Source organism: Bradyrhizobium sp. Bra64, assembly GCF_024519875.1.
Lineage (GTDB): Bacteria > Pseudomonadota > Alphaproteobacteria > Rhizobiales > Xanthobacteraceae > Bradyrhizobium > Bradyrhizobium japonicum_G.
Map to the genome: position 1 here is coordinate 243,785 of NZ_JALJRD010000006.1, position 19,834 is coordinate 263,618.

General features: G+C 65.5%; 25 protein-coding genes. 6 read left to right on the top strand and 19 right to left on the bottom strand.

The genetic code is table 11. The annotated features are described in order from the left end of the window. Positions 1–13 precede the first annotated feature (13 nt). Genes NR187_RS20025 through NR187_RS20045 form a run of 5 tightly spaced genes read right to left on the bottom strand, consistent with a single transcriptional unit; the run spans position 14 to position 3,734 of the window. Positions 14–406: a RidA family protein gene (locus NR187_RS20025; protein WP_211381114.1), complete on the bottom strand. Its 393-nt coding sequence runs from the start codon at positions 404–406 to the stop codon at positions 14–16. Positions 407–431: 25 nt separating this feature from the next. Beyond that, entirely contained in the window at positions 432–1,235 is an 804-nt protein-coding gene (gene hpaH, locus NR187_RS20030) for a 2-oxo-hept-4-ene-1,7-dioate hydratase (protein ID WP_211381113.1), read from the bottom strand. 2 nt (positions 1,236–1,237) lie between these two features. Further along, positions 1,238–2,098 carry a fumarylacetoacetate hydrolase family protein gene (locus NR187_RS20035; RefSeq protein ID WP_211381112.1) on the bottom strand — a complete coding sequence of 287 codons (861 nt, stop codon included), beginning with the start codon at positions 2,096–2,098 and terminating at the stop codon, positions 1,238–1,240. Between the two features lie 49 nt (positions 2,099–2,147). Further along, the gene (locus tag NR187_RS20040; RefSeq protein ID WP_211381111.1) at positions 2,148–2,765 is read right to left on the bottom strand and encodes a flavin reductase family protein; all 618 of its coding nucleotides are present in this window, start codon (positions 2,763–2,765) and stop codon (positions 2,148–2,150) included. 3 nt (positions 2,766–2,768) lie between these two features. Further along, on the bottom strand, positions 2,769–3,734 hold the full coding sequence (locus NR187_RS20045) for a tripartite tricarboxylate transporter substrate binding protein (RefSeq protein ID WP_256807329.1): 966 nt from the start codon (positions 3,732–3,734) through the stop codon (positions 2,769–2,771). A gap of 142 nt (positions 3,735–3,876) precedes the next feature. Here NR187_RS20045 and NR187_RS20050 point away from each other — a divergent pair, with 142 nt between their 5' ends. The 3 genes from NR187_RS20050 to NR187_RS20060 all read left to right on the top strand — a co-directional run bounded on the left by NR187_RS20050 (position 3,877) and on the right by NR187_RS20060 (position 6,837). Then, positions 3,877–4,674: an IclR family transcriptional regulator gene (locus NR187_RS20050; protein ID WP_256807332.1), complete on the top strand. Its 798-nt coding sequence runs from the start codon at positions 3,877–3,879 to the stop codon at positions 4,672–4,674. Between the two features lie 81 nt (positions 4,675–4,755). Beyond that, complete coding sequence (locus NR187_RS20055; RefSeq protein WP_256807333.1) at positions 4,756–6,051, top strand: O-acetylhomoserine aminocarboxypropyltransferase; 1,296 nt, start codon at positions 4,756–4,758, stop codon at positions 6,049–6,051. 3 nt (positions 6,052–6,054) lie between these two features. Beyond that, entirely contained in the window at positions 6,055–6,837 is a 783-nt protein-coding gene (locus tag NR187_RS20060; protein WP_256807334.1) for an alpha/beta fold hydrolase, read from the top strand. Positions 6,838–6,847: 10 nt separating this feature from the next. Here the strand turns inward: NR187_RS20060 and NR187_RS20065 are convergent, their stop codons facing one another. Further along, positions 6,848–7,081 carry a hypothetical protein gene (locus NR187_RS20065; RefSeq protein ID WP_256807335.1) on the bottom strand — a complete coding sequence of 78 codons (234 nt, stop codon included), beginning with the start codon at positions 7,079–7,081 and terminating at the stop codon, positions 6,848–6,850. A 127-nt stretch (positions 7,082–7,208) separates the two neighbouring features. On the opposite strand from NR187_RS20065, the gene NR187_RS20070 reads away from it, so the two are divergent. Both NR187_RS20070 and NR187_RS20075 read left to right on the top strand, forming a co-directional pair. After that, positions 7,209–7,400 (top strand): hypothetical protein, encoded by a 192-nt coding sequence (locus tag NR187_RS20070; RefSeq protein ID WP_256807336.1) that lies wholly within the window; start codon positions 7,209–7,211, stop codon positions 7,398–7,400. 73 nt (positions 7,401–7,473) lie between these two features. Next, complete coding sequence (locus NR187_RS20075; RefSeq protein WP_256807337.1) at positions 7,474–8,205, top strand: SDR family NAD(P)-dependent oxidoreductase; 732 nt, start codon at positions 7,474–7,476, stop codon at positions 8,203–8,205. A gap of 52 nt (positions 8,206–8,257) precedes the next feature. Here NR187_RS20075 and NR187_RS20080 read toward each other — a convergent pair whose 3' ends face one another. The 9 genes from NR187_RS20080 to phnG are packed head-to-tail and all read right to left on the bottom strand — an operon-like array spanning position 8,258 to position 15,258. Then, on the bottom strand, positions 8,258–8,869 hold the full coding sequence (locus NR187_RS20080; protein ID WP_256807338.1) for a pyridoxamine 5'-phosphate oxidase family protein: 612 nt from the start codon (positions 8,867–8,869) through the stop codon (positions 8,258–8,260). Positions 8,870–8,886: 17 nt separating this feature from the next. Next, the gene (gene phnN / locus NR187_RS20085) at positions 8,887–9,483 is read right to left on the bottom strand and encodes a phosphonate metabolism protein/1,5-bisphosphokinase (PRPP-forming) PhnN (RefSeq protein WP_256807339.1); all 597 of its coding nucleotides are present in this window, start codon (positions 9,481–9,483) and stop codon (positions 8,887–8,889) included. Continuing rightward, a complete protein-coding gene (locus tag NR187_RS20090) occupies positions 9,480–10,637 on the bottom strand; it encodes an alpha-D-ribose 1-methylphosphonate 5-triphosphate diphosphatase (RefSeq protein WP_211381102.1) in 1,158 nt (385 codons plus the stop codon). Before NR187_RS20090 ends, phnN begins: the two co-directional genes overlap by 4 nt. Positions 10,638–10,648: 11 nt before the next feature. Continuing rightward, positions 10,649–11,347: a phosphonate C-P lyase system protein PhnL gene (gene phnL, locus NR187_RS20095; protein WP_256807340.1), complete on the bottom strand. Its 699-nt coding sequence runs from the start codon at positions 11,345–11,347 to the stop codon at positions 10,649–10,651. Positions 11,348–11,383: 36 nt separating this feature from the next. Further along, positions 11,384–12,181 (bottom strand): phosphonate C-P lyase system protein PhnK, encoded by a 798-nt coding sequence (gene phnK / locus NR187_RS20100; protein ID WP_211381100.1) that lies wholly within the window; start codon positions 12,179–12,181, stop codon positions 11,384–11,386. Further along, positions 12,174–13,064, bottom strand: a complete 891-nt coding sequence (locus NR187_RS20105) for an alpha-D-ribose 1-methylphosphonate 5-phosphate C-P-lyase PhnJ (RefSeq protein ID WP_211381099.1) — start codon at positions 13,062–13,064, stop codon at positions 12,174–12,176. Before NR187_RS20105 ends, phnK begins: the two co-directional genes overlap by 8 nt. Next, positions 13,061–14,176 (bottom strand): carbon-phosphorus lyase complex subunit PhnI, encoded by a 1,116-nt coding sequence (locus NR187_RS20110; protein ID WP_256807341.1) that lies wholly within the window; start codon positions 14,174–14,176, stop codon positions 13,061–13,063. The genes NR187_RS20105 and NR187_RS20110 overlap by 4 nt, the downstream gene beginning before the upstream one ends. A 4-nt stretch (positions 14,177–14,180) precedes the next feature. Then, entirely contained in the window at positions 14,181–14,789 is a 609-nt protein-coding gene (phnH, locus tag NR187_RS20115; RefSeq protein WP_256807342.1) for a phosphonate C-P lyase system protein PhnH, read from the bottom strand. Between the two features lie 4 nt (positions 14,790–14,793). Continuing rightward, entirely contained in the window at positions 14,794–15,258 is a 465-nt protein-coding gene (gene phnG / locus NR187_RS20120; RefSeq protein ID WP_211381096.1) for a phosphonate C-P lyase system protein PhnG, read from the bottom strand. Between the two features lie 119 nt (positions 15,259–15,377). Between phnG and phnF the strand changes: the two genes are divergently transcribed. Further along, positions 15,378–16,106 (top strand): phosphonate metabolism transcriptional regulator PhnF, encoded by a 729-nt coding sequence (gene phnF, locus NR187_RS20125; protein ID WP_211381095.1) that lies wholly within the window; start codon positions 15,378–15,380, stop codon positions 16,104–16,106. A gap of 58 nt (positions 16,107–16,164) precedes the next feature. Here phnF and phnE (NR187_RS20130) read toward each other — a convergent pair whose 3' ends face one another. The 4 genes from phnE (NR187_RS20130) to phnC all read right to left on the bottom strand — a co-directional run bounded on the left by phnE (NR187_RS20130) (position 16,165) and on the right by phnC (position 19,769). Further along, on the bottom strand, positions 16,165–16,980 hold the full coding sequence (gene phnE / locus NR187_RS20130) for a phosphonate ABC transporter, permease protein PhnE (protein ID WP_306235671.1): 816 nt from the start codon (positions 16,978–16,980) through the stop codon (positions 16,165–16,167). A 29-nt stretch (positions 16,981–17,009) separates the two neighbouring features. After that, positions 17,010–17,894 carry a phosphonate ABC transporter, permease protein PhnE gene (gene phnE / locus NR187_RS20135; RefSeq protein ID WP_256807344.1) on the bottom strand — a complete coding sequence of 295 codons (885 nt, stop codon included), beginning with the start codon at positions 17,892–17,894 and terminating at the stop codon, positions 17,010–17,012. Between the two features lie 70 nt (positions 17,895–17,964). Beyond that, the gene (gene phnD, locus NR187_RS20140) at positions 17,965–18,894 is read right to left on the bottom strand and encodes a phosphonate ABC transporter substrate-binding protein (protein WP_211381092.1); all 930 of its coding nucleotides are present in this window, start codon (positions 18,892–18,894) and stop codon (positions 17,965–17,967) included. Positions 18,895–18,959: 65 nt separating this feature from the next. Further along, positions 18,960–19,769 carry a phosphonate ABC transporter ATP-binding protein gene (gene phnC / locus NR187_RS20145; protein ID WP_211381091.1) on the bottom strand — a complete coding sequence of 270 codons (810 nt, stop codon included), beginning with the start codon at positions 19,767–19,769 and terminating at the stop codon, positions 18,960–18,962. Between the last annotated feature and the right edge of the window lie 65 nt (positions 19,770–19,834).

Here is a 19,834-nt window from a genome sequence, read left to right on the forward strand (position 1 = left end):
GCGCAAAACTCCCTCAGTCGATCACAGCGGTGAAGTCGCACTGCACCAGCGCGCCGCCGTCCATGTTGTCCATCGGCAGCGCGTGGCGCGCCGGCCGCGAATGCTCGTCCGGAAACATCTTCAGCCACTCGACATTGACCGGCCCGCGCTGCGAGCGGTCCTTCAGCCACACCGTCATCTTGATGATGTCGTCGGTGGTGCCGCCGGCGGCCTCCACCATCGCCTTCATGTGCGCGAACATGTTGGCGCATTGGGCGTCGAGACTCTCCGGCATCGCGCCGGCCGCATCCCGGCCCAGGATGACGCCCGACATCACGAGATTGCCGATGCGGCAGGCGTTCGGGATCGGGTTGGCGTGCTTGAAGCCGCCGATGTGGATGCTCTTGCGCCGCTTCTGACTCGTCATGGTGCGCTCCCTCTCTTTTGTTGGTTCAGACGAACTGGCACGACACCGAGCCGAAGGCGCCATAGTCGGCATGAAACGTGTCGCCGCGGCGGATATCGACGGGACGCGTGAACGAGCCCGCCAGCACCACCTCGCCGGCCGCAAGATGCTCGTCATGCGGCGCGAGGCGGTTGGCGAGCCAGGCGATGCCGTTCGCCGGATGATTGAGCACGCCGGCGGCAAGCCCGGTCTCCTCGACCTCGCCGTTGCGGAACAGCAGCGCACCGATCCAGCGCATGTCCGCATCCATCGGGCGGAACGGCCGGCCGCCCAGCACCAGCGCGGCGTTGGCCGCGTTGTCCGAGATCGTGTCCATGACTTTTCGCGTCTTGCCGGTCTCGGGATCGATGCGGTGCATGCGCGTCTCCAGAATCTCCAGCGCGGGCGTCACGTAGTCGGTGGCGTTGAGCACGTCGAAGATGGTGCAGTCGGGCCCGCGCAGCGGCGCCTTCAGCACGAAGGCGAGCTCGACCTCGATCCGCGGCGCGTGGAAGCGGTCGAACGGGATCGGCGTGGCGTCGGCATAGAACATGTCGGCGAACAGCACGCCGTAATCCGGCTCGGAGATGCCAACCGCATTCTGCATCGCCTTCGAGGTCAACCCGATCTTGTGGCCCTTGATGATGCGACCGCGGCTGATCTGGAGTTTCGTCCAGGCGCGTTGGACGGCATAGGCGTCCTCGATGCTGAAATCGGGATATTCCTTGGTGAACATCGGGATCAGCGCCTTGGTGCGCTCGGCTTCATCGAGGCGCGCAGCGAGGCGTTCGATCGTGGCGGCGTCCAGCATGCTTAACTCTCCGCGGCGACTTTGTTGCGCAGCACGCCGATATGCGTGGATTCGACCTCGACGACGTCGCCGACCTTCAGCCAGCGCGGCGGGTCGAAGCGGGCGCCGGCCCCGGTCGGCGTGCCGGTCACGATCATGTCGCCGGGCTTCAGCGTGGCAAAGGTGGAGAGATAGGAGATCAGGAAATCGAACGGGAACATCAGCCGCTCGGTGGTGTCCTGCTGCCGCACCTCGCCGTTGACGCGCGTGACGATGTCATGGGGTCCGCGCGGGTCGAGCTCGTCGGCCGTGACGATCCAGGGGCCGATGCTGCCGGAGCGATCGAAGTTCTTGCCTTGCGTGACGTTGAACTTGCCGTGGCGCAGCCAGTCGCGGATCGTGCCCTCGTTGCACAGCGTCATGCCGAAGATGTGGGCGAAGGCCTTTTCGCGCGGGATGTGGCGGCCGCCCTGCCCGATCACGATGACGAGCTCGCCTTCATAGTCGAGCTGATCCGAAACCTTCGGCTTCTCGATCGGCTGGCCGGAGCCCGTCATCGAGGACATGCTGCGCACGAACAGGCTCGGATATTTGGGCAGGTCCGAACTGTCCTTGTACTCGGCATTGCGCTCGGCGTAGTTGACGCCGATGCACCAGAGCTTTTCGGGCGCCAGCACCGGCGGAAGCAGGACGAGATCCGCAAGCACGTAGTCGGGCTGCTGCCCGGCCACCGCCTCTTGCGCATCGGCCAGCGCGTTGGCCGCGATCAGCGCCTTGACGTCGGAGAAGTCGTGCCCGATGCGCTTCGTCAGATCGACGACCCCGCCATCAGCGGCAGCACCATAGCGCGGCTCTCCGTCCAACAGATAGCTCACGAGTCGCATGGTCGTTCTCTCCAATGATCTTGACGCGGTGCAGGCGAGGTGACCGCGCTCAGTCTTTCGATTTGGGGGTCTGGAAGACGGCGTTCAGCGTCACGATCTCGCCGAGGCGGGCGTAGCGCGGGCCGCCGATGCGCGCGATCGGATCGAGCGCCCTGGTCTCGACCTTGCCGTCAGTCACGAGGCCGTCGCGGAAGTGAAACATCACGACCTCGCCAACGATGAGCCGGCTGCGCGCGTCGCCGAATTCCAGGCACTGCCGGAAGCGGCATTCCATCGCGACCGGTGCTGCGGCAAGGCGCGGCACCTTGATGCGCTCGCAGCTCAGCGTTTCGAGGCCGAGCTCCGCGACCTCGCTGACTTCGGGCGGATGCTCGATCGAGCTGTCGTGCACCGCAGACATCAGCGGGGTATCGGCGATATGGATGACGTATTCCTCGGTATCGAGGATGTTGTGGGCGGTGTCCTTGTAGTCGGCGCCCTTGCGGCCGACGCTGATGGCCAGCATCGGCGGCTTCTGCGAGACGAAGGTGAAGGCGCTGAACGGCGCGAGGTTGAGCACGCCGCTCCGCGACAGGCTGGTCACCCAGGCGATCGGGCGCGGCACGACGATACCCGTCATCAGCCGGTAGATGCGCTCCGCGCCGAGCTCGCCGGGGTCGATCCGCATCGATCAGTCCGCCTTGATGTTGGCCTTGCGCACGACCGGAATCCACTTGGCGTCCTCGCGCTCGAGATAGGCCCTGAACTCGTCCGGCGTCATCGCCACGGCTTCGCCGCCAAGCTTCTCGAACCGGTCGACGACGGCGGGATCTTTCAGGATCGCGTTCAGCGCCTCATGCAGCTTCTCGACCACAGGCGCCGGCGTGCCTGCCGGCGCGAACAGGCCGGTGAAAGTCTGGCCGTCGAAATCCTTGTAGCCGAGCTCGGTGAAGGTCGGCACGTCGGGCAGCGATTTCAGGCGATGCGGGCTGGTGACGGCGAGCGCGCGGAACAGGCCGGCCTTGATGTGCTGCAGGCTGACCGTGAGCTGGTCGAACGCGAACTGCACCTGCCCGCCGAGCAGGTCGTTGACGGCAGGCGCATTGCCGCGATAGTGCGCCGTGACCCATTGCAGGCCGAGGTTGGACTGCATCAGCTCGCTGAGCAGATGGTTGGTGGTGCCCGGACCGGGCGAGGCCATCGTCAGCTTGCCGGGCTCGCGCTTGGCAAGGTCGATGAACTCCTTGAAGGTATTGACCTGCACGGAGGGATGCACCTCGAGCACCAGCGGCGTCATCGAGATGGTCGAGATCGGCATAAAATCCTTCTTCCAGTTATAGGCGTCGCGCTTGTTGATCTCGGTCGCGAACAGCACCGGGCCGTTGGCGCCGACGAACAGCGTGTAGCCGTCGGGCGCCGACTTCGCGAACGCCTCGCCCGCGATCATGCCGCCGGCGCCGGCCTTGTTCTCGATGATGAAGGGCTGGCCCAGCTTTTCCTGGAGCTTGTCGGCGATGATGCGGGCCGCGCTGTCGACGTTGCCGCCGGCGGGATAGGGGACGATCAGCTTGACGTTGCGCGCCGGCCATTGCTGGCCTGCCGCCGGTCCCGCCAACATCGCCGCTGCGGCAGCTATGGCAATCCAGATTAATCTCATGTCAACCTCCCGGCGGCGCTTTTAATTCAACGTCGAATGCCCAGACGTAGCGGATGGCAGCTCGAAAGGCATCTCGATCGGGGCGCAATCTTCAGATGCGCGCTTTACCTGTCGAGTGAATTGTGGCGTTCTTGTCCATATTATGGACAAGACGGCCTCATCGAAATCCACCCGCGTGACAGAACCGCGACAGGGCGCGCAGGCGATCCGGCGCGCGCTCGCGGTGCTGCGCATTCTTGCCGCAGGGCGCGAAGCCGGCGTGCCGCTGGCCGAGGTCGTGCAGGCGACCGGCCTCACCCGTCCGACCGTGCATCGCATCGTTCACGTGCTGATCGAGGAAGGCATCGTCGAGCGGCACGAGCGAACCGGCCGCTATGCGATCGGCAACCAGGTGCCGGAGCTGGCGCTGGCGCGGCCGCGGCCCTCCCGGCTGCTGCTCGCCGCCAATCCGTCGCTGCGGCGCGCCTCCACCGAGATCGGCGACACGCTGTTCCTGACGGTCCGGACCGGCAACGACACGCTGTGCGTCGATCGCAGGATCGGAATCTATCCGCTCCAGGTGCTGTCGATCGAAGTCGGCGCGCGCCGGCCGCTCGGCGTCTCCAGCGCAGGCGTCGCGATCCTCGCCGCGATGCCGGCGCAGGACGCGCGAAAAATCGTCGCGGCCAATGAAAAGAGGTTCGAGGCCTACCGGACCGACGTCGCAACGGTGCTCGGCGAGGTCACCGCGGCAAGACGGCTGGGATACGGCATGAGGGAGATCGGTCTCGTGCAGGGCACGAAGTCGATTTCCACCTGGATCAAGACCCCGGACGGCCGCCCCGCCGCCGCGATGACCGTCTCCGCCGTTCGGACGAGGCTCGGCCCCCGCCGCGAGCAGGAGGTCGCGGAGATCCTGTTGCGGGAGGCGCGCACGATCGAGCAGGCGATCCGCGGTTAGGGGGCGCTGTCAATGGGCTGACGTGCCCCGCGTTTTTGTGGCACAAGAGCCGCCATCGCCGAACGACCAACGAGGCCACGCATGCCCGCGCCAAAGCCGCCTGCCTTCGAGACCCTGAGCCTGCATGCCGGCCAGCATCCGGATCCTGCGACCGGCGCCCGCGCGGTGCCGATCTACCAGACCACGTCCTACGTGTTCCAGGATTCCGACCACGCCGCCGCGCTGTTCAATCTCGAGCGCGCCGGCCACATCTATACGCGCATCTCCAATCCGACCACGGGCGTATTGGAAGAGCGGCTTGCAGCGCTCGAAGGCGGTGTCGGCGCGATCTGCACCGCGAGCGGCATGGCCGCGCTGCATCTGGCCATCGCGACGCTGCTGAGCGCCGGCGACCACATCGTGGCATCGAGCTCGCTCTATGGCGGCACCATCAACCTGCTGGCGCATACGCTGCCGCGCTTCGGCATCACCACGACTTTCGTCAAGCCGCGCGATCTCGACGCGTTCCGCACCGCGATCAAGCCGAACACGAAACTCGTGATCGGCGAGACCATCGGCAATCCTGGGCTCGAGGTGCTGGACATTCCCAAGGTCGCGGCGATCGCGCATGACGCGAAGATACCGCTGCTGATCGACAACACCTTCGCCACGCCCTATCTCAGCCGCCCCATCGAGCTGGGTGCCGACATCGTCATGCATTCGGCGACCAAATGGATCGGCGGCCACGGTATCGCGATCGGCGGCGCGATCGTCGACGGCGGCCGCTTCGATTGGCGTTCATCCGGAAAATTCGGCGTGCTGACCGAGCCCTATGGCGGCTATCACGGCATCGTCTTCGACGAGCAGTTCGGCACGGCCGCCTTCATCATGCGCGCGCGCACCGAAGGCCTGCGCGATTTCGGTGCCTGCCTGTCGCCGACCAATGCGTTCCAGCTTCTCCAGGGCGTGGAGACGCTGGGCGTGCGGATGGACCGCCACATGCAGAACACGCACCTCGTGCTGGAAGCGCTGAAGGCCAACAAGGCCGTCGACTGGGTGCTGCATCCCTCGCTTGAGGACCACACCGACTACCAGCTCGCAAAACAATTGCTGCCGCGCGGCGCGGGCTCGATCGTCTCCTTCGGCATCAGGGGCGGCCGGCCCGCGGGTCGCAAGTTCATTGAATCGCTGCGCCTGATCAGCCATCTCGCCAATGTCGGCGACGCCAAGACGCTGGTGATCCATCCCGCCTCGACCACACATCAGCAGATGGACGCCGAACAGCTCAAGGCCGCCGGCATCGGCGAGGAACTGGTGCGGCTGTCGGTCGGCATCGAGACCGCCTCCGACATCATCGACGATCTCGCGCAAGCGCTGCGCGTCTCGCAAAAGGTCTAGGCCATGAAGCTCTCCGTCAACGGCGCCGAGGTGTTTGTCGCAACCGGCGGCCGCGACTTCGACAAATCCCTGCCCACGGTCGTCTTCATTCATGGCGCCGGCTTCGATCATTCGACCTGGGCCCTGCATACGCGCTGGTTCGCCCATCACGGCTTTGGCGTGCTGGCGCCCGATATGCCCGGCCATGGCCGCTCGCCCGGACCGTCACTCGCAAGCATCGCCGACATGGCCGACTGGACCGCCGCGCTGATCGATGCCGCCGGAGCTGCGAAGGCGCATCTGATCGGCCACTCCATGGGATCGCTGATCTCGCTCGAGACGGCGGCGAGGCATCCCGACAAGGTCTCTGCATTGAGCCTGATCGGCACCGCCGCGACCATGACGGTTGGGCCGGATCTGCTGAAGGCCGCCGATGCCAACTCGCAGGATGCGAACGACATGGTGTCGATCTGGGGGCTCGGCTTCAACGCCGAACTCGGCGGCAGCCTAGCACCGGGCCTGTGGATGCATGGCGGCGCGCAGGCCGTGTTGAAGCACTGCGAGCCGGGCGTGCTGTTCAGGGATTTGTCGGCCTGCAATGCTTACGCGAACGCTCTCACCGCGGCTGCTGGCGTGAAGGTGCCTGCGACCCTCATCCTCGGCGAACGGGACATGATGACGCCCGCGAAGGCGGGCAAGGCGCTCGCAGCGGCGATGCCGCATGCGAAGACCGTCGTGGTGCCGGGCGCCGGCCACATGATCATGGCCGAACGCCCGGATGAATTGCTGGCGGCGCTGAGGGGCTGAGCCTTCGCGATCAGATGGCGAAGAGTTGGGAATTCGCGCGATGGCGGCGCTCTGAAAGCACCGCCCGGACGGCGCGCTCAGCCTCGCGCACCGAGCGGAATTTCCGTCCTTCGAGGCTGTCGAACAGTCGCTCCGAGGAGAAGAAGCGGTAGCCGCGCTCATCGCGGGTGATGATGCCGGCGGCGCGGTCGTGGATTTCGATGATGTAGGCGTTCGACGGGGATTTGTATTGGGTTTGGGACATCACTGCTCGTTCGCCCGATGAGGGCGTTCCTGTCGGATTTTTAGTGGAGTGAGTTGCTACTGGAAGGCGATCAGCAACAACAACAGGCGCCCGTTGCCGCCGAGAAACAGCGCCGCGTCATGCCCGCATGCATGTCGTCAAGGTTACGCTGGTGATCGGTTCCAATATCGCGTTATCAAGCTCGATGAGCAGTTTCGATGCTGCAAATGTCGAGCGATTGTCGCGATTGGTCAATGAAATGGCACTCCATATTTGGCACCTGCGCGCCGGGGCGCTTCTCCTGCTGCAAGCACCGACAGACGGATTCATCTCGCGATGAGTTCAACACGGGCATGCGGCCGGCATGGTACGCTTCCAGCAGCCACAAAGCAGGCAATTCGGGAGGTCCGGAGATGAGGGATGATCTGAAGGGGCGCACGGCGCTCGTCACCGGCGGCTCGCGCGGGATTGGTGCAGCCATCTGTCGTGCACTCGCCGCATCAGGCGCTGCCGTGGCGATCAATTGCCGCGAGCAGATCGGACAGGCCGAGCAGCTTGCGGACGAGATCAGCAAAAGCGGTGGTCGCGCCGTTGCAATTACAGCCGATGTCTCGCAGCGCGACGCCGTGGCCGCGATGGTCGAGCGCATCGCGGCCGAACTTGGGCCCATCGACATCCTTGTCAACAATGCCGGCATCGCGATCACCCGCGGCATCGACGATCTCACCGAAGAGGATTTCGACCGGACGATCCTGGTCAATTTGAAATCCGTCTTTCTGTGCACGCAGGCGGTGCTGCCCGGGATGCGCGCGAAAAAGTGGGGCCGCATCGTCAACATCTCCTCCGGCGCTGCGCGCGGCGCCGGCTCGATCGGGCCGCATTACAACGCGTCCAAGGCGGGCATGGAGGGGCTGACGCGCGGCTACGCGGCGCGGCTGGTCAAGGAAGGCATCACCGTCAACGCGGTGGCGCCGTCGCTGATCGAGACCGACATGATGAGCGGGCAGCCGCAACTCGTCAGCCGCATCCCGCTCGGCCGTTTCGGCACAGCGGATGAAGTGGCGAAGGCCGTGATGCTGCTGGTCGACAATGCCTACATGACCGGACAGACCATCGCGCTGAGCGGCGGGATGGCGTTCAACTAGGAGGGTGACCGTGGCCCTCCCTTCTCCTCTTGTGGGAGAGGGGAAGAAGAGATCACCACATCGTCGCGGCCGCACGCTCGGGCCAGATGCGGTCGTATTCGGCGCCGCCGACCCGGTTCTCGCTCATCTCGGCGAGAATCTGCCCCGGCGTCGGCAGCGTCTTGGGATCGACGCGCTTGTCGGGATTCCAGAGGTCGGAGCGGACGATGGCGCGGGCGCACTGGAAGTAGATCTCGTCCACATTCATCACCATCACGCTGCGCGGCGCCTTGCCCTCGACCTTGAACGACGCCAGCAGCTCCGGATCGACCGACAGATGAGCCCGGCCGTTGGCACGGACCGCATTGCCCGAGCCGGGGATCAGGAACATCAGCGACACCCTGGGATCGCGCACGATGTTGCGCAGGGAGTCGACACGATTGTTGCCGCGCCGATCCGGCAGCATCAGCGTCTTGGGGTCATGAATGCGGACGAAGCCGGGCACATCTCCGCGCGGCGAGCAATCGATGCCTTCGGGCCCGATGGTGGCGAGCGCGGCAAACGGCGCCTTCTCGATGAAGACCCGGTAGAGCGGCGTGACGTGGTCGGCGACTTTCACGGTCGAGGCGTCGTTGGTGGCGCCGTAGATGGCCTCTAGCTGCTCGACCGTTTCAATCACCGACATTCCGTTCTCCTTGTTGGCTATTCGTGCCAGCCTTCGTTCCTGATCACGCGCACGAGCTGGCGGCCGTGATGCTCCGCACTACCCGCATTGAGGATGGTGACATCGGCACCGGCCGATGCGTCGTCAACGCTGCGGCCGAGACGGTCCGCGATGTTGCCGTCGCTGTGCCGCGCCCGGGCGGCAAGCCGCTGCGCCAGCACGTCCGGCGGCGCCGTGATCGCGACCACCACGACATGGGCGTAAGCTTGGCGCAACGCGCCGATCACCGTGCGTGAAACATTGGCGACGACGGCGCGGCCCGCCCGGATATCGTCGTTGATTTCGAGCGGCAGGGCATAGGAATGCCCGTGCGCCTGCCAATTGACGGCGAAATCGCCATGCTCACGCGCGCGGCCGAATTCCTCCTGGCTCAGCGCAATATTGTCCTCGTCGGCGGATGGCTCGCGCGTCACGACGCGGCGCGGAAAGACGATATCGTGATCGTCGACGCAGGCCGCCTGCGCAAGGCGCATCAGCGTATCCTTGCCCGCGCCGCTGGGACCGACCACGAGCACGAGCCGCCCGGGCCCGATCGCGCCGATCCTCTCGTCCGCCGCGGTCACGGTCTCGCTCATGCGACACGGCTCCCTTCGCGCCAGACGCTGCGGACCGCGGGGACGTGACCTGCGACATGCACGCGGATCAGATCGGCGCGCTTGCCGACGGCGATTTCACCGCGGTCGGACAGGCCGACCGCCTCCGCGGGTGCCTTCGTCACGGTGCGGATCGCCGCCGGAAGGCCGATGGCGGGCACATGCTCGGGCAATTGCAGCGCGGCCATGAGCAGGCTCGAGGGAATGTAGTCCGACGACAGGATGTCGAGCAGGCCTTCGCGGGCGAGATCGACCGCGGCGATGTTGCCGGAGTGCGAGCCGCCGCGCACCACGTTCGGCGCGCCCATCAGGATGTCGATGCCGGCCTGGTGCAGGCCGCGCGCAGCCTCCAGCGTGGTCGGGAATTCCGCCACGGAGACGCGATCGCGTACGGCGTCCGCGACGTTCTCCTCCGTGGTGTCGTCGTGGCTGGCGAGGGGAATCCTGTACTCATGCGCCAGCGCCACGATCTGGCGCATGTTGGTGGCGGCATAGGCCTTCTGGTACTCGAAGCGCCGCGCGAACAGCTCGTCGAGCTGGGCATCGGTCTTGCCGCCGTTCTTGCCGCGGTAATAGTCGCGCAGCTTGCCTTCGTCGCGGAACTGGCGCTGGCCGGGGGTGTGGTCCATCAGCGACATCAAGCGGACGTCGGGGCGGTCGATCAGCTCCCTGGCCTCCTCGACCACGCTCGGCATCGGGATTTCGCAGCGCAGGTGCAAGAAGTGATCGGCGCGCAACAAATCAGCGTCGCGCGCGGTCGTGATCGCGGCGGCGAGCGTGCCGGCCCGGCCGTCGACTTCCTCGGCGCCGTCCTCGCGCCAGACCCGCAGCGAGTCGAACACGGTGGTAATGCCCGAGGTGGCGAGCTGGCCGTCATAGGAGACGACGGCGGCGACCGGATTCCAGAACACTTTTGGCCGCGGCACGTAGTGCGCTTCGAGATGGTCGGTGTGGAGCTCGATCAGGCCGGGCATGATCAGGTCGCCGCCGGCATCATCAGCGCCCGAAGGCGCCCTGCCCTCGCCGATCTCGGCGATGCGTCCGTCGGCCAGAGCGAGCCAGCCCTGCTCGATCACCCGGTCGGCCAGCACGATCCTGGCGTTGGCGATCAATGTGTCCTTCGGCTTGGCGTTCATGTCCATTCCCTTCAGGCCGCAGCGGCGAAGCTGGTGACGTCGACGATGCGGTCGGCAATCAGATGACGGATTTCGTCGTCGTGGACAATGGCGACCATGGCGACGCCCTGGCGCTTCTTTCCGGCGATCAGTTCGACGACGACGGCACGGTTGGCGGCATCCAGCGAAGCGGTGGGCTCGTCCAGTAGAAGGATCGGCAGCTCCGAGATGAAGCCGCGCGCGATGTTGACGCGCTGCTGCTCGCCGCCGGAGAAGGTCGCGGGCGGGAGCTGCCAGAGCCGCTCGGGGATGTTGAGACGATGCAGCAATTCGCCGGCGCGGACTTGCGCCTCCGCACGTGCAAGGCCGCCTGCGATCAGCGGCTCGGCGACGACGTCGATGGTCGCGACCCGCGGCACCGCGCGCAGGAACTGGCTGACATAGCCGATGGTGGCGCGGCGGACGTTGAGGATCTGTCGCGGCTCGGCGGTGGCAAGATCGATCAGCGCGCCGCGATGGCGGATGCCGATCCGCCCGGAGTCGCAGCGATAGTTGCCGAAGATCATCTTCAGGATCGACGATTTGCCGGCGCCGGACGGGCCCGACAGCACGACGCACTCGCCAGGGTCGACGCGAAACGTCACGCCGCTGACGACGGGCAATTCGATGCCGCCCTGCAGGTGCATCGTGAACGTCTTGTTGGCGTCGGCGACGTCGATCATGGCGGTCATTGCAGGGCTCATATTGGGAGGCTCATACTGGAAGGCTCATGGCGGCAGAATCGAGGAGACGAGGAGTTGGGTATAGGGCTCGCGGGGATCGTCGAGCACCTGGTCGGTGAGACCGGTCTCGATGACGCGGCCGCCCTTCATCACCATCACGCGGTGCGACAGCAGGCGCGCGACCGCAAGATCGTGGGTGACGATGATGACGGCGAGGTGCAACTCGGCAACGAGGCTGCGCACGAGGTCGAGCAGGCGGGCCTGCACCGAGACGTCGAGGCCGCCGGTCGGCTCGTCCATGAACACCAGCCGGGGCTCGGTGACGAGGTTGCGCGCGATCTGGAGACGCTGGCGCATGCCACCGGAATAGGTGCGCGGCGCATCGTCGATGCGGGTGATGTCGATCTCGACGCGGCTCAGCCAGTCGGAGGCGGTATCACGGATGCGGCCGTAGTGATTCCAGCCGACCGCCATCAGCCGCTCGCCGACATTGGCGCCGGCCGAAACCGCCATGCGCAGGCCCTGCGCCGGATCCTGGTGGACAAAGCCCCAGTCGGTGCGGAACAGAAAGCGCCGCTCGGCTTCGCCGAGGCTCGTGAGATCGCGGGTGACGCCGTCGCGCATCCGGTACGAGACCTGGCCGGCGCTCGGCGTGAGCTGTCCTGACAACATCTGCAGCAAGGTCGACTTGCCCGAGCCGGACTCGCCGACGATCGCCAGCACCTCGCCGGGATAGAGCGCGAACGAGACGTCGCGGCACGCGGCGATGCGGCCATAGGACTTGCTGAGGGATTCGGCGACCAGCAGCGGCTGGTCGTTTTCGAGCACGTCGAGATCAGCCATGTGGGCCAGCCTTGTCCTTGTACGGCGCGGCGCTGAGGCTGCCGTGATGGCCGACGGCCTGGCGGCCCTCGCAATAATCAGTGTCCGAGCAGACGAACATGCGGCTGCCCTGGTCGTCGGTCACGATCTCATCGAGATAGGAATTCTCGGTGCCGCACAGCGCGCAGGGCGCGTTGAAGCGATACGGCTCGAACGGGTGATCCTCGAAATCGAGCGACACGACCTGCGTATAGGGCGGAATGGCGTAGATGCGCTTCTCGCGGCCGGCGCCGAACAATTGCAGCGCCGGGCAATTGTCCATCTTGGGATTGTCGAATTTCGGCGTCGGCGACGGATCCATCACGTAGCGCGCGTTCACCTTCACCGGATAGGCGTAGGCCGTCGCGATGTGGCCGAAGCGGGCGATGTCCTCGTAGAGCTTGACGTGCATCAGGCCGTATTCGGCCAGCGCGTGCATGCGCCGCGTCTCGGTCTCGCGCGGCTCGAGGAAGCGCAAGGGCTCGGGGATCGGCACCTGGTAGACCAGCACCTGATTCTCGTGCAGCGCCGTCTCCGGGATGCGGTGACGAGTCTGGATCACGGTCGCATCAATCGTTGCCGTCGTCGTCGCGACGCCGGCCGTCTTGGCGAAGAATTTTCGGATCGAGATCGCGTTGGTGGTGTCGTCGGAGCCCTGGTCGATCACCTTCAGCACGTCCTGGGGCCCGAGGATCGCCGCGGTGACCTGCACGCCGCCGGTGCCCCAGCCATAGGGCATCGGCATTTCGCGGCTGGCGAACGGCACCTGATAGCCCGGGATCGCGATCGCCTTGAGGATCGCGCGACGGATCATCCGCTTGGTCTGTTCGTCGAGATAGGCGAAATTGTAGGCGGGCGCGTTCATTCCGCGGCCTCCTTCATGGCATCGGGCGCATTGGCCTTCGCAAACGCTTCAGAAAATTCTTGGCGCAGCTTGCGGAGCAGGCCGAGCTCGGACTGGAAGTCGACGTAGTGCGGCAGCTTCAGATGCTCGACGAAGCCGGTCGCCTGGACGTTGTCCGAATGCGACATCACGAATTCTTCATCTTGCGCCGGGGCCAATGCCTCCTCGCCCAGTTCGCGGGCACGCAGCGCGCGGTCGACCAGCGCCATCGACATCGTCTTGCGCTCGCTCTGGCCGAAGGCGAGGCCATAGCCGCGGGTGAAGCACGGGGCTTCCGTCGCGGAGCCCTTGAACTGGTTGACCATCTGGCACTCGGTGAGCTCGATGGAGCCGAGCGGCACGGCGAAGCCGACGTCCTCGGCTGCGAATTCGACCTCGACCTCGCCAAAGCGGATCTCGCCGGCGAAAGGATGGTTGCGGCCATAGCCGCGCTGGGTGGAATAGCCCATCGCCAGCAGAAAGCCTTCGTCGCCGCGCGCGAGATTTTGCAAACGCAGGTCGCGATCCGCCGGAAAGTTCAGCGGCTCGCGGGTGAGATCGCCGACGCCCGCACCGTCCTCGGCTTGCGGCGAGGATTCGATCAGCCCGTCGCGGCCCAGAATGTCGGTCACGCGCGGCGTCGGCGCCGCGGATGCTTCGGCCGTTGCCGGTGTTTCCGGCACAAAGCCCTCGGCAAGAGACGGATCGAGCAGGCGATGGGTGTAGTCGAAGGTCGGCCCGAGGATCTGGCCGCCGGGAATGTCCTTGAAGGTCGAGGACACCCGCCGCTGCACCCGCATCGCGCCGCTATCGACCGGCTCGCTCGCGCCGAAACGCGGCAGCGTGGCGCGGAAGGCACGGACCAGGAAGATCGCCTCGATCAGGTCGCCGCGCGCCTGCTTGATCGCCAGCGCCGCGAGCTCGCGATCATAGAGCGAGCCTTCGCTCATGACGCGATCCACGGCGAGGCCGAGCTGTTCCGAGATCTGGTCGAGCGTGAGTTCCGGAACGCCCTGGTCGCCTCGACGCGCGTTGGCGAGCAGGCGATGGGCATTCTCGATGGCGCGTTCGCCGCCTTTGACTGCGACATACATGCGACTAGCTTCCCTTGTTCACGACGCGCGTGGTGCGCGGGATCGCGACCACGGCATCATCGGCGACCAGCACCAGATCGATGCCGCGCGGAAACAGTGCCTCGTTCACACGCAAGCGCTCGAACAGGTCGAAAGGCTTGATCGACGCCTGAAGCGTGGCGACACCATCGATGCCCGGGCCGCGCAGCTCGAAACCGCGGCCCGCGTCGAGGCTATCGACCTGGAGGATCAGCGTGGTCGAGCGGTCGGGATATTCGTTCGTGCCGAGCGCGAAGCACTCCAGCGCCGGCAGCGCCCCGCCGTCACTGATCAGCGCGAATGCGGCGATCGAGGAGTCCTGCACCACCGGCGCGCCGGTATGAAACTTCAACCATTTCACGACGTCGGAAGCTTCCGTCATCCGCGCGTCGAGCCAGAGCGGCGTGTCATGGTCGAACAGCGTCAGTGCGATCGCGGCCGTACCACGCATCATCGTATGAGCCGTTCCGGCCGTCGGCACGATGCGCTGGACCGAGCCCGGCCGCGCCATCGCGTCCATGACCGAACGAAAGGTCGATTGCGCCGACAGCACCTTGTCGGCGAAACCCGGGGGCAGTTCCGCAATCGTGGTCATGATCTCACCCCTCACCGCGCACCATGGTGTAGAAATCAACCTTCGTCGCAGCGGTCTCGGCCGCCGCCTGTTTGCGCCTGACCATAAGCTGCTCACGCAACGGCGCGATAATTTCGCGCTCCACCGCTGCGCCGAAATCGCTGGACTGCACCAGCGCATCGCACAGCGCGATCAGCCGCGCCTTATCGCCGTCGCGCCCGAGCGTGTAACCGAAGCCGACCTCGCCGCTCGCGAGCCGCACCGCGGCGCGCGAGACCGTGGCTTCGCCGAGATTGAACGGCGCGCCGTCGCCGCCGACCCGGCCGCGCAGCATGACGAGGCCGTTTTCCGGTGCGCGCAGATCCTGATGGGCCGGCAGGGCGAGAGCGCGGAGGCGGGCGGCGATCTCGCCCGCCTCCGCGTGCGCCAGCACGGCCATCGCGGCCTTGCGCTGGGCTTGCTGATTGTTGTGCTGAGTCACCAAATCCACCGAATGTTTCTGCCGAACTTGCCGAATCCAAGTTGTCTATGATACTAGACAACTTGATACGAGAGCGCCATGACTGTTTCGTGACAAAGATGTGATTTCTGGAGTAGCTTGCCGGCAATATGAGCATGCAGGACACAGCCTCTTCGGGCGTCGCGCTGTGGCGCCTCGTTGCCGACGGCATCGAGCGCGGCATCGCCGACGGCCGCTTTGCGACCGGCGACAAGCTGCCGGGCGAGATGGAGATTGCCGAAACCTATCGCGTGAACCGCCACACCGTGCGGCGGGCGCTGGCGGCGCTTGCCGAACGCGGCATCGTGCGCGCCGAGCGCGGCAGCGGAACCTATGTCGAGGCGCAGAAGCTCGCCTATCCGCTGCGCTCGCGGACCCGCTTCTCCGAGATCGTCGGCGCCGAGGGCCGCGAACCGCACGGCCGCCTGATCGAAGCGTCCGATGATGTCGCAACCCGCGAGGTCGCGCGTGAGCTTGGCTTGAAAGTCGGTGCGCCGCTGGTGCGGATCGAGGCGATCCGCCTCGCCGACCGGACGCCGATCTGTGTCTCCACGACCTGGCTGTCGGCCGAGCTGTTCCCGAATGCGGGAGTCGTATTCGCGGCGACGCGCTCCATGACCAAGCTGCTCGAGCATTACGGCGTCCGCGACTACCGCCGCGGCGCGACCCGCATCACCGCCGGCATCGTCGACGCGACGGACGCCGCACGGCTTGATCTGCCGCTCGGACGGCCGATCCTGGTGGTCGACGCGACCGACCACGATCTCGACGACAAGCCGCTGGTTACGAAGCATTCGCGGTTTGCGGCGGAGCGGGTGGAGTTTCTGGTGGAGTCGTAGGCTCTTCCCCTCTCTCCGCGAAACCGGAATCGTAGGGCGGGCAAAGGCGCATTGATGATCAGGCCACCGCCCGCCGCCCGATGATGGCAAAACGCAGCTTGCTCGAGATGAAATCGATCGCGGCGACTGCGACAAGGATCATCAGGATCAGGAACGACACCTTCTGCCACTCCAGCACGCGAATCTGTTCGGCGAGTTGGAGGCCGATGCCGCCGGCGCCGACGATGCCGATGATGGTGGCCGAGCGCGTGTTGGATTCGATGAAATAGAGCACCTGGCCGGCGATCACGGGCAGGACCTGCGGCAGCAGCCCGAAGCGGATCTCGTGCAGCGCGCTGCCGCCGGAGGCGCGGATGCCTTCGACCTGCTTCTGGTCGGCGCCCTCGATCGCCTCGGAGAACAGCTTGCCGAAGGCGCCGAAATCCGACACGGCGATGGCGAGCACGCCGGCGAACGGGCCGAGCCCGACGACGTTGATCCACACCAGCGCCCAGATCAGCGTGTCGACGCCGCGGATCGAATCGAGGAAACGGCGGATCGGAAAGCGCAGGATTTTCGACGGAACCACGTTGCGCGCGGCAAACAGGCTGACCGGAAGCGCGAACAGCGCAGCCAGCGTGGTGCCGAGCAGCGCAATCGAGAGCGTCTCGCCCATCGCCTTCAGATATAGCGGCAGCGACGAGCCGGGATCGGGCGGGATCATCATCATGCTGATCCAGCCGAGCTGGCTGAGGCCGTTGAAGAGCCGCGACGGAGAGAAATCGAGGTCGACGAGGCCATAGACGAAAATCGCGAACGCCGCGACGATCATCGTCGGCGTCGCGAGCCGCGCCGCGGCCGGCCGCCCGAACACATCGGGATAGCGCGCGCGCATCTGCGCGGCATCGACTTCGGGCCGCTTGCTCACGTCCGCGCCTCCTTGCCGAACAGTCGGCCGCGCACCCAGCCGGTCGTGATGTCGATCAGGAAGACCGTGACGATGATCGTCACGAGAATGGCACTGGCATCGGAGTAGTAGAACTTGCGGATCGCGACGATGAGCTCCTGTCCGATGCCGCCGGCACCGACGAAACCCATCACCGAGGCCTCGCGCACATTGATCTCGAAACGCAGCAGCGCGTAGCTCGCGTAGCCGGCCGAGACCTGGGGCAGGATCGCAAAGCGCATGCAGGACAGCCAGCTCGCGCCAGTCGATCGGATGCCTTCGACCGGCTTCATGTCGGCATTCTCGACGATCTCGGAAAACAGCTTTCCGAGCGCGCCTGTGGAGTGGATCGCAATCGCGAGCACGCCAGCCATCGGGCCGAGACCAAAGGCGATCACGAAGATCAGCGCGAATACGATGCCCGGCACGGTACGGGCGAACTCGAGCAGCCGCCGCACCACGAAGCGCAGCCAGGGTCCCGGCGAAGTATTCTCGGCCGCGAAGAAATTGAGCGCGAACGCGAACACCGCTCCGATCAGCGTGCCGACATAGCTGATCAGCAGGGTCTCGGCGAGCAGCTTCAGCCAATTGCGCCACCCCCAGAACCACTCGCCAAAATTGGTCCAGACCCGCTGGCCGTTGTCGAGCGTGAGAATACGGTCGAAATAGCTGATGAAATTGCCGAAATAGGTGAAGAAGGTGCGCAGGTTAACTTCGGCGCCGATCGAGGCCACGATCAGCGCAGCAACAAACAGCCCTGCACCTGCCATAAGCCGCAGGCGCTTGCGGGCAACCGCCTTGCGGTAGGCCACATTCAGCACCGCGAGCTGCTGTTCGGGGAGAATCGAAACGGCGAGCGTCATGTGTCGGGCGGTCCATCAAGAAAAAGAGCCGGGTCCATCGACCCGGCTCCAGTGCATCGTCCTGACGTGATCAGGACGCCTTCTTGCGCAGATTGTCGACGAACTTGATCAGCTCGATGGTCTTGTTGTAATCGTCATTGACGGTCGGCTCCCACGGCTTGTTCTTGCCGTCGGAGAGCTTCTTGAACGCCTCGGGATCCTTCTGCGCCGCCTCAAGGAAGGCCTTCTTGATCGCCGCCTTCATGTCGTCCGGGAGGTCGCTGAGATAGGCGTAGGGCGAGTTGATGATGAGGTCGGACTTCACGATGATGCGGAAGTCTTCCTTCTTCATCACGGTGCCGTCAGCCGACTTCACCATGCCTTTGTTGAGCATGCGGGTCAGGTTGGAATCGTCGTCGGCATTCCACCAGTTGGCGGCGACGTCGACCGTGCCCTGAGCCAGGGCCAGCACGGCGTTCTCATGGCTGCCGGTGAAGATGACCTTGGAGAAATAGGCGTCGGGATCGATGCCCATCTGGTTCAGCTTGAAACGCGGCATGTTGTTGCCTGAGGTCGAGTTCGGATCGACCAGGCCGAGATTCTTGCCCTTGAGCTCTTCGACCTTCTGGTACGGCGACTTCGCCAGCACGTAGAACACCGAGTAGTAGCCCTTCGAGCCGTCGGCGTTGACGTCGATCACGAAGGCGTCGGTCTTGACGCCGGTCAGGCGGGCGCGCGCGAACGAGGCAGGGCCGTAATAGCCGATATGGATGTTGCCGGCACGCTGGCCTTCGATGACGGCCGCGTAGTCGTTGGCGACACGCAGGGTCACTTTGATGCCGAGCTCCTTCGACAGATAGTTGACGAAAGGCCCGTAGCGCTCGGTGACGCCGGAGCCGTTCTCGGCCGGGATCACGGCGAAGGTGATCTCCGGATATTTCGTCTTCCAGTCTTCGGCGGAAGCAGATCCGGCAAAGGCGAGCGCGGCAGTGCCGGCAAGAACTAGTCTGCGAGTGATCATGGTACCCTCTCCATCGGTTGGGGTCGGTTGACGCAAAACTGGCAACTAAGCAGATGAGGCGCCGCTCAGGCGGCGGCCGCCGTTCCAAGCGCTGGAATGCCCTCGGGCGCCGGTACAGGCGTGCCGCCCATGACGTCCGTGGCTTCGAGATCGTAAAGCTCGCGCGCGACATGGTCGGTCAGCTCGGCCGGCGCGCCGTCGAACACCACGCGGCCCTGCGCCATGCCGATCAGGCGGTCGCAATAGCTGCGCGCCAGGTCGAGCGAATGCAGGTTGCAGAGCACGGTGATGCCGAAGTGCTTGTTGATGCGCAGCAGCGCATCCATGACGATCTTGGTGTTGCGCGGGTCGAGCGAGGCGATCGGCTCGTCGGCGAGGATGATGTCGGGTTGCTGCACCAGCGCGCGGGCGATCGCGACGCGCTGCTGCTGGCCACCGGAAAGCTGGTCGGCGCGCTGGGCGGCGAGCGAGGCGATGTCGAACTGTTCGAGCGCCGACATCGCCAGCGCCTTGTCAGTCTCGGGCCAGGTCTGCGTCAGCGAGCGCCAGGCCGGCATCGTCGCGAGGCGCCCCATCAGGACGTTGGTGAGAACATCGAGCCGCCCGACCAGGTTGAACTGCTGGAAGATCATCGCCGAGCGCGCCCGCCACTGCCGCAACTCCTTGCCGCGCAGCGCGGTGACGTCGAGGCCGTCGAACAGGATGCGGCCCTGCGTCGGCGTCGCGAGGCGATTGATCATGCGCAGCATGGTCGACTTGCCAGCGCCGGAGCGCCCGATCACACCGACGAAGCCGCCGGGGGAAACTTGAAATGAAGCGTCGTCCACCGCGGCTTTCACGCCGAAGCGACACGTCAGACCTTCCACCACCAGCATGCAGGGCTCCAGAGTATGCTGGGACCAACCGCTATCGCTGGTGCTTGACACTTGTGTGACACGCG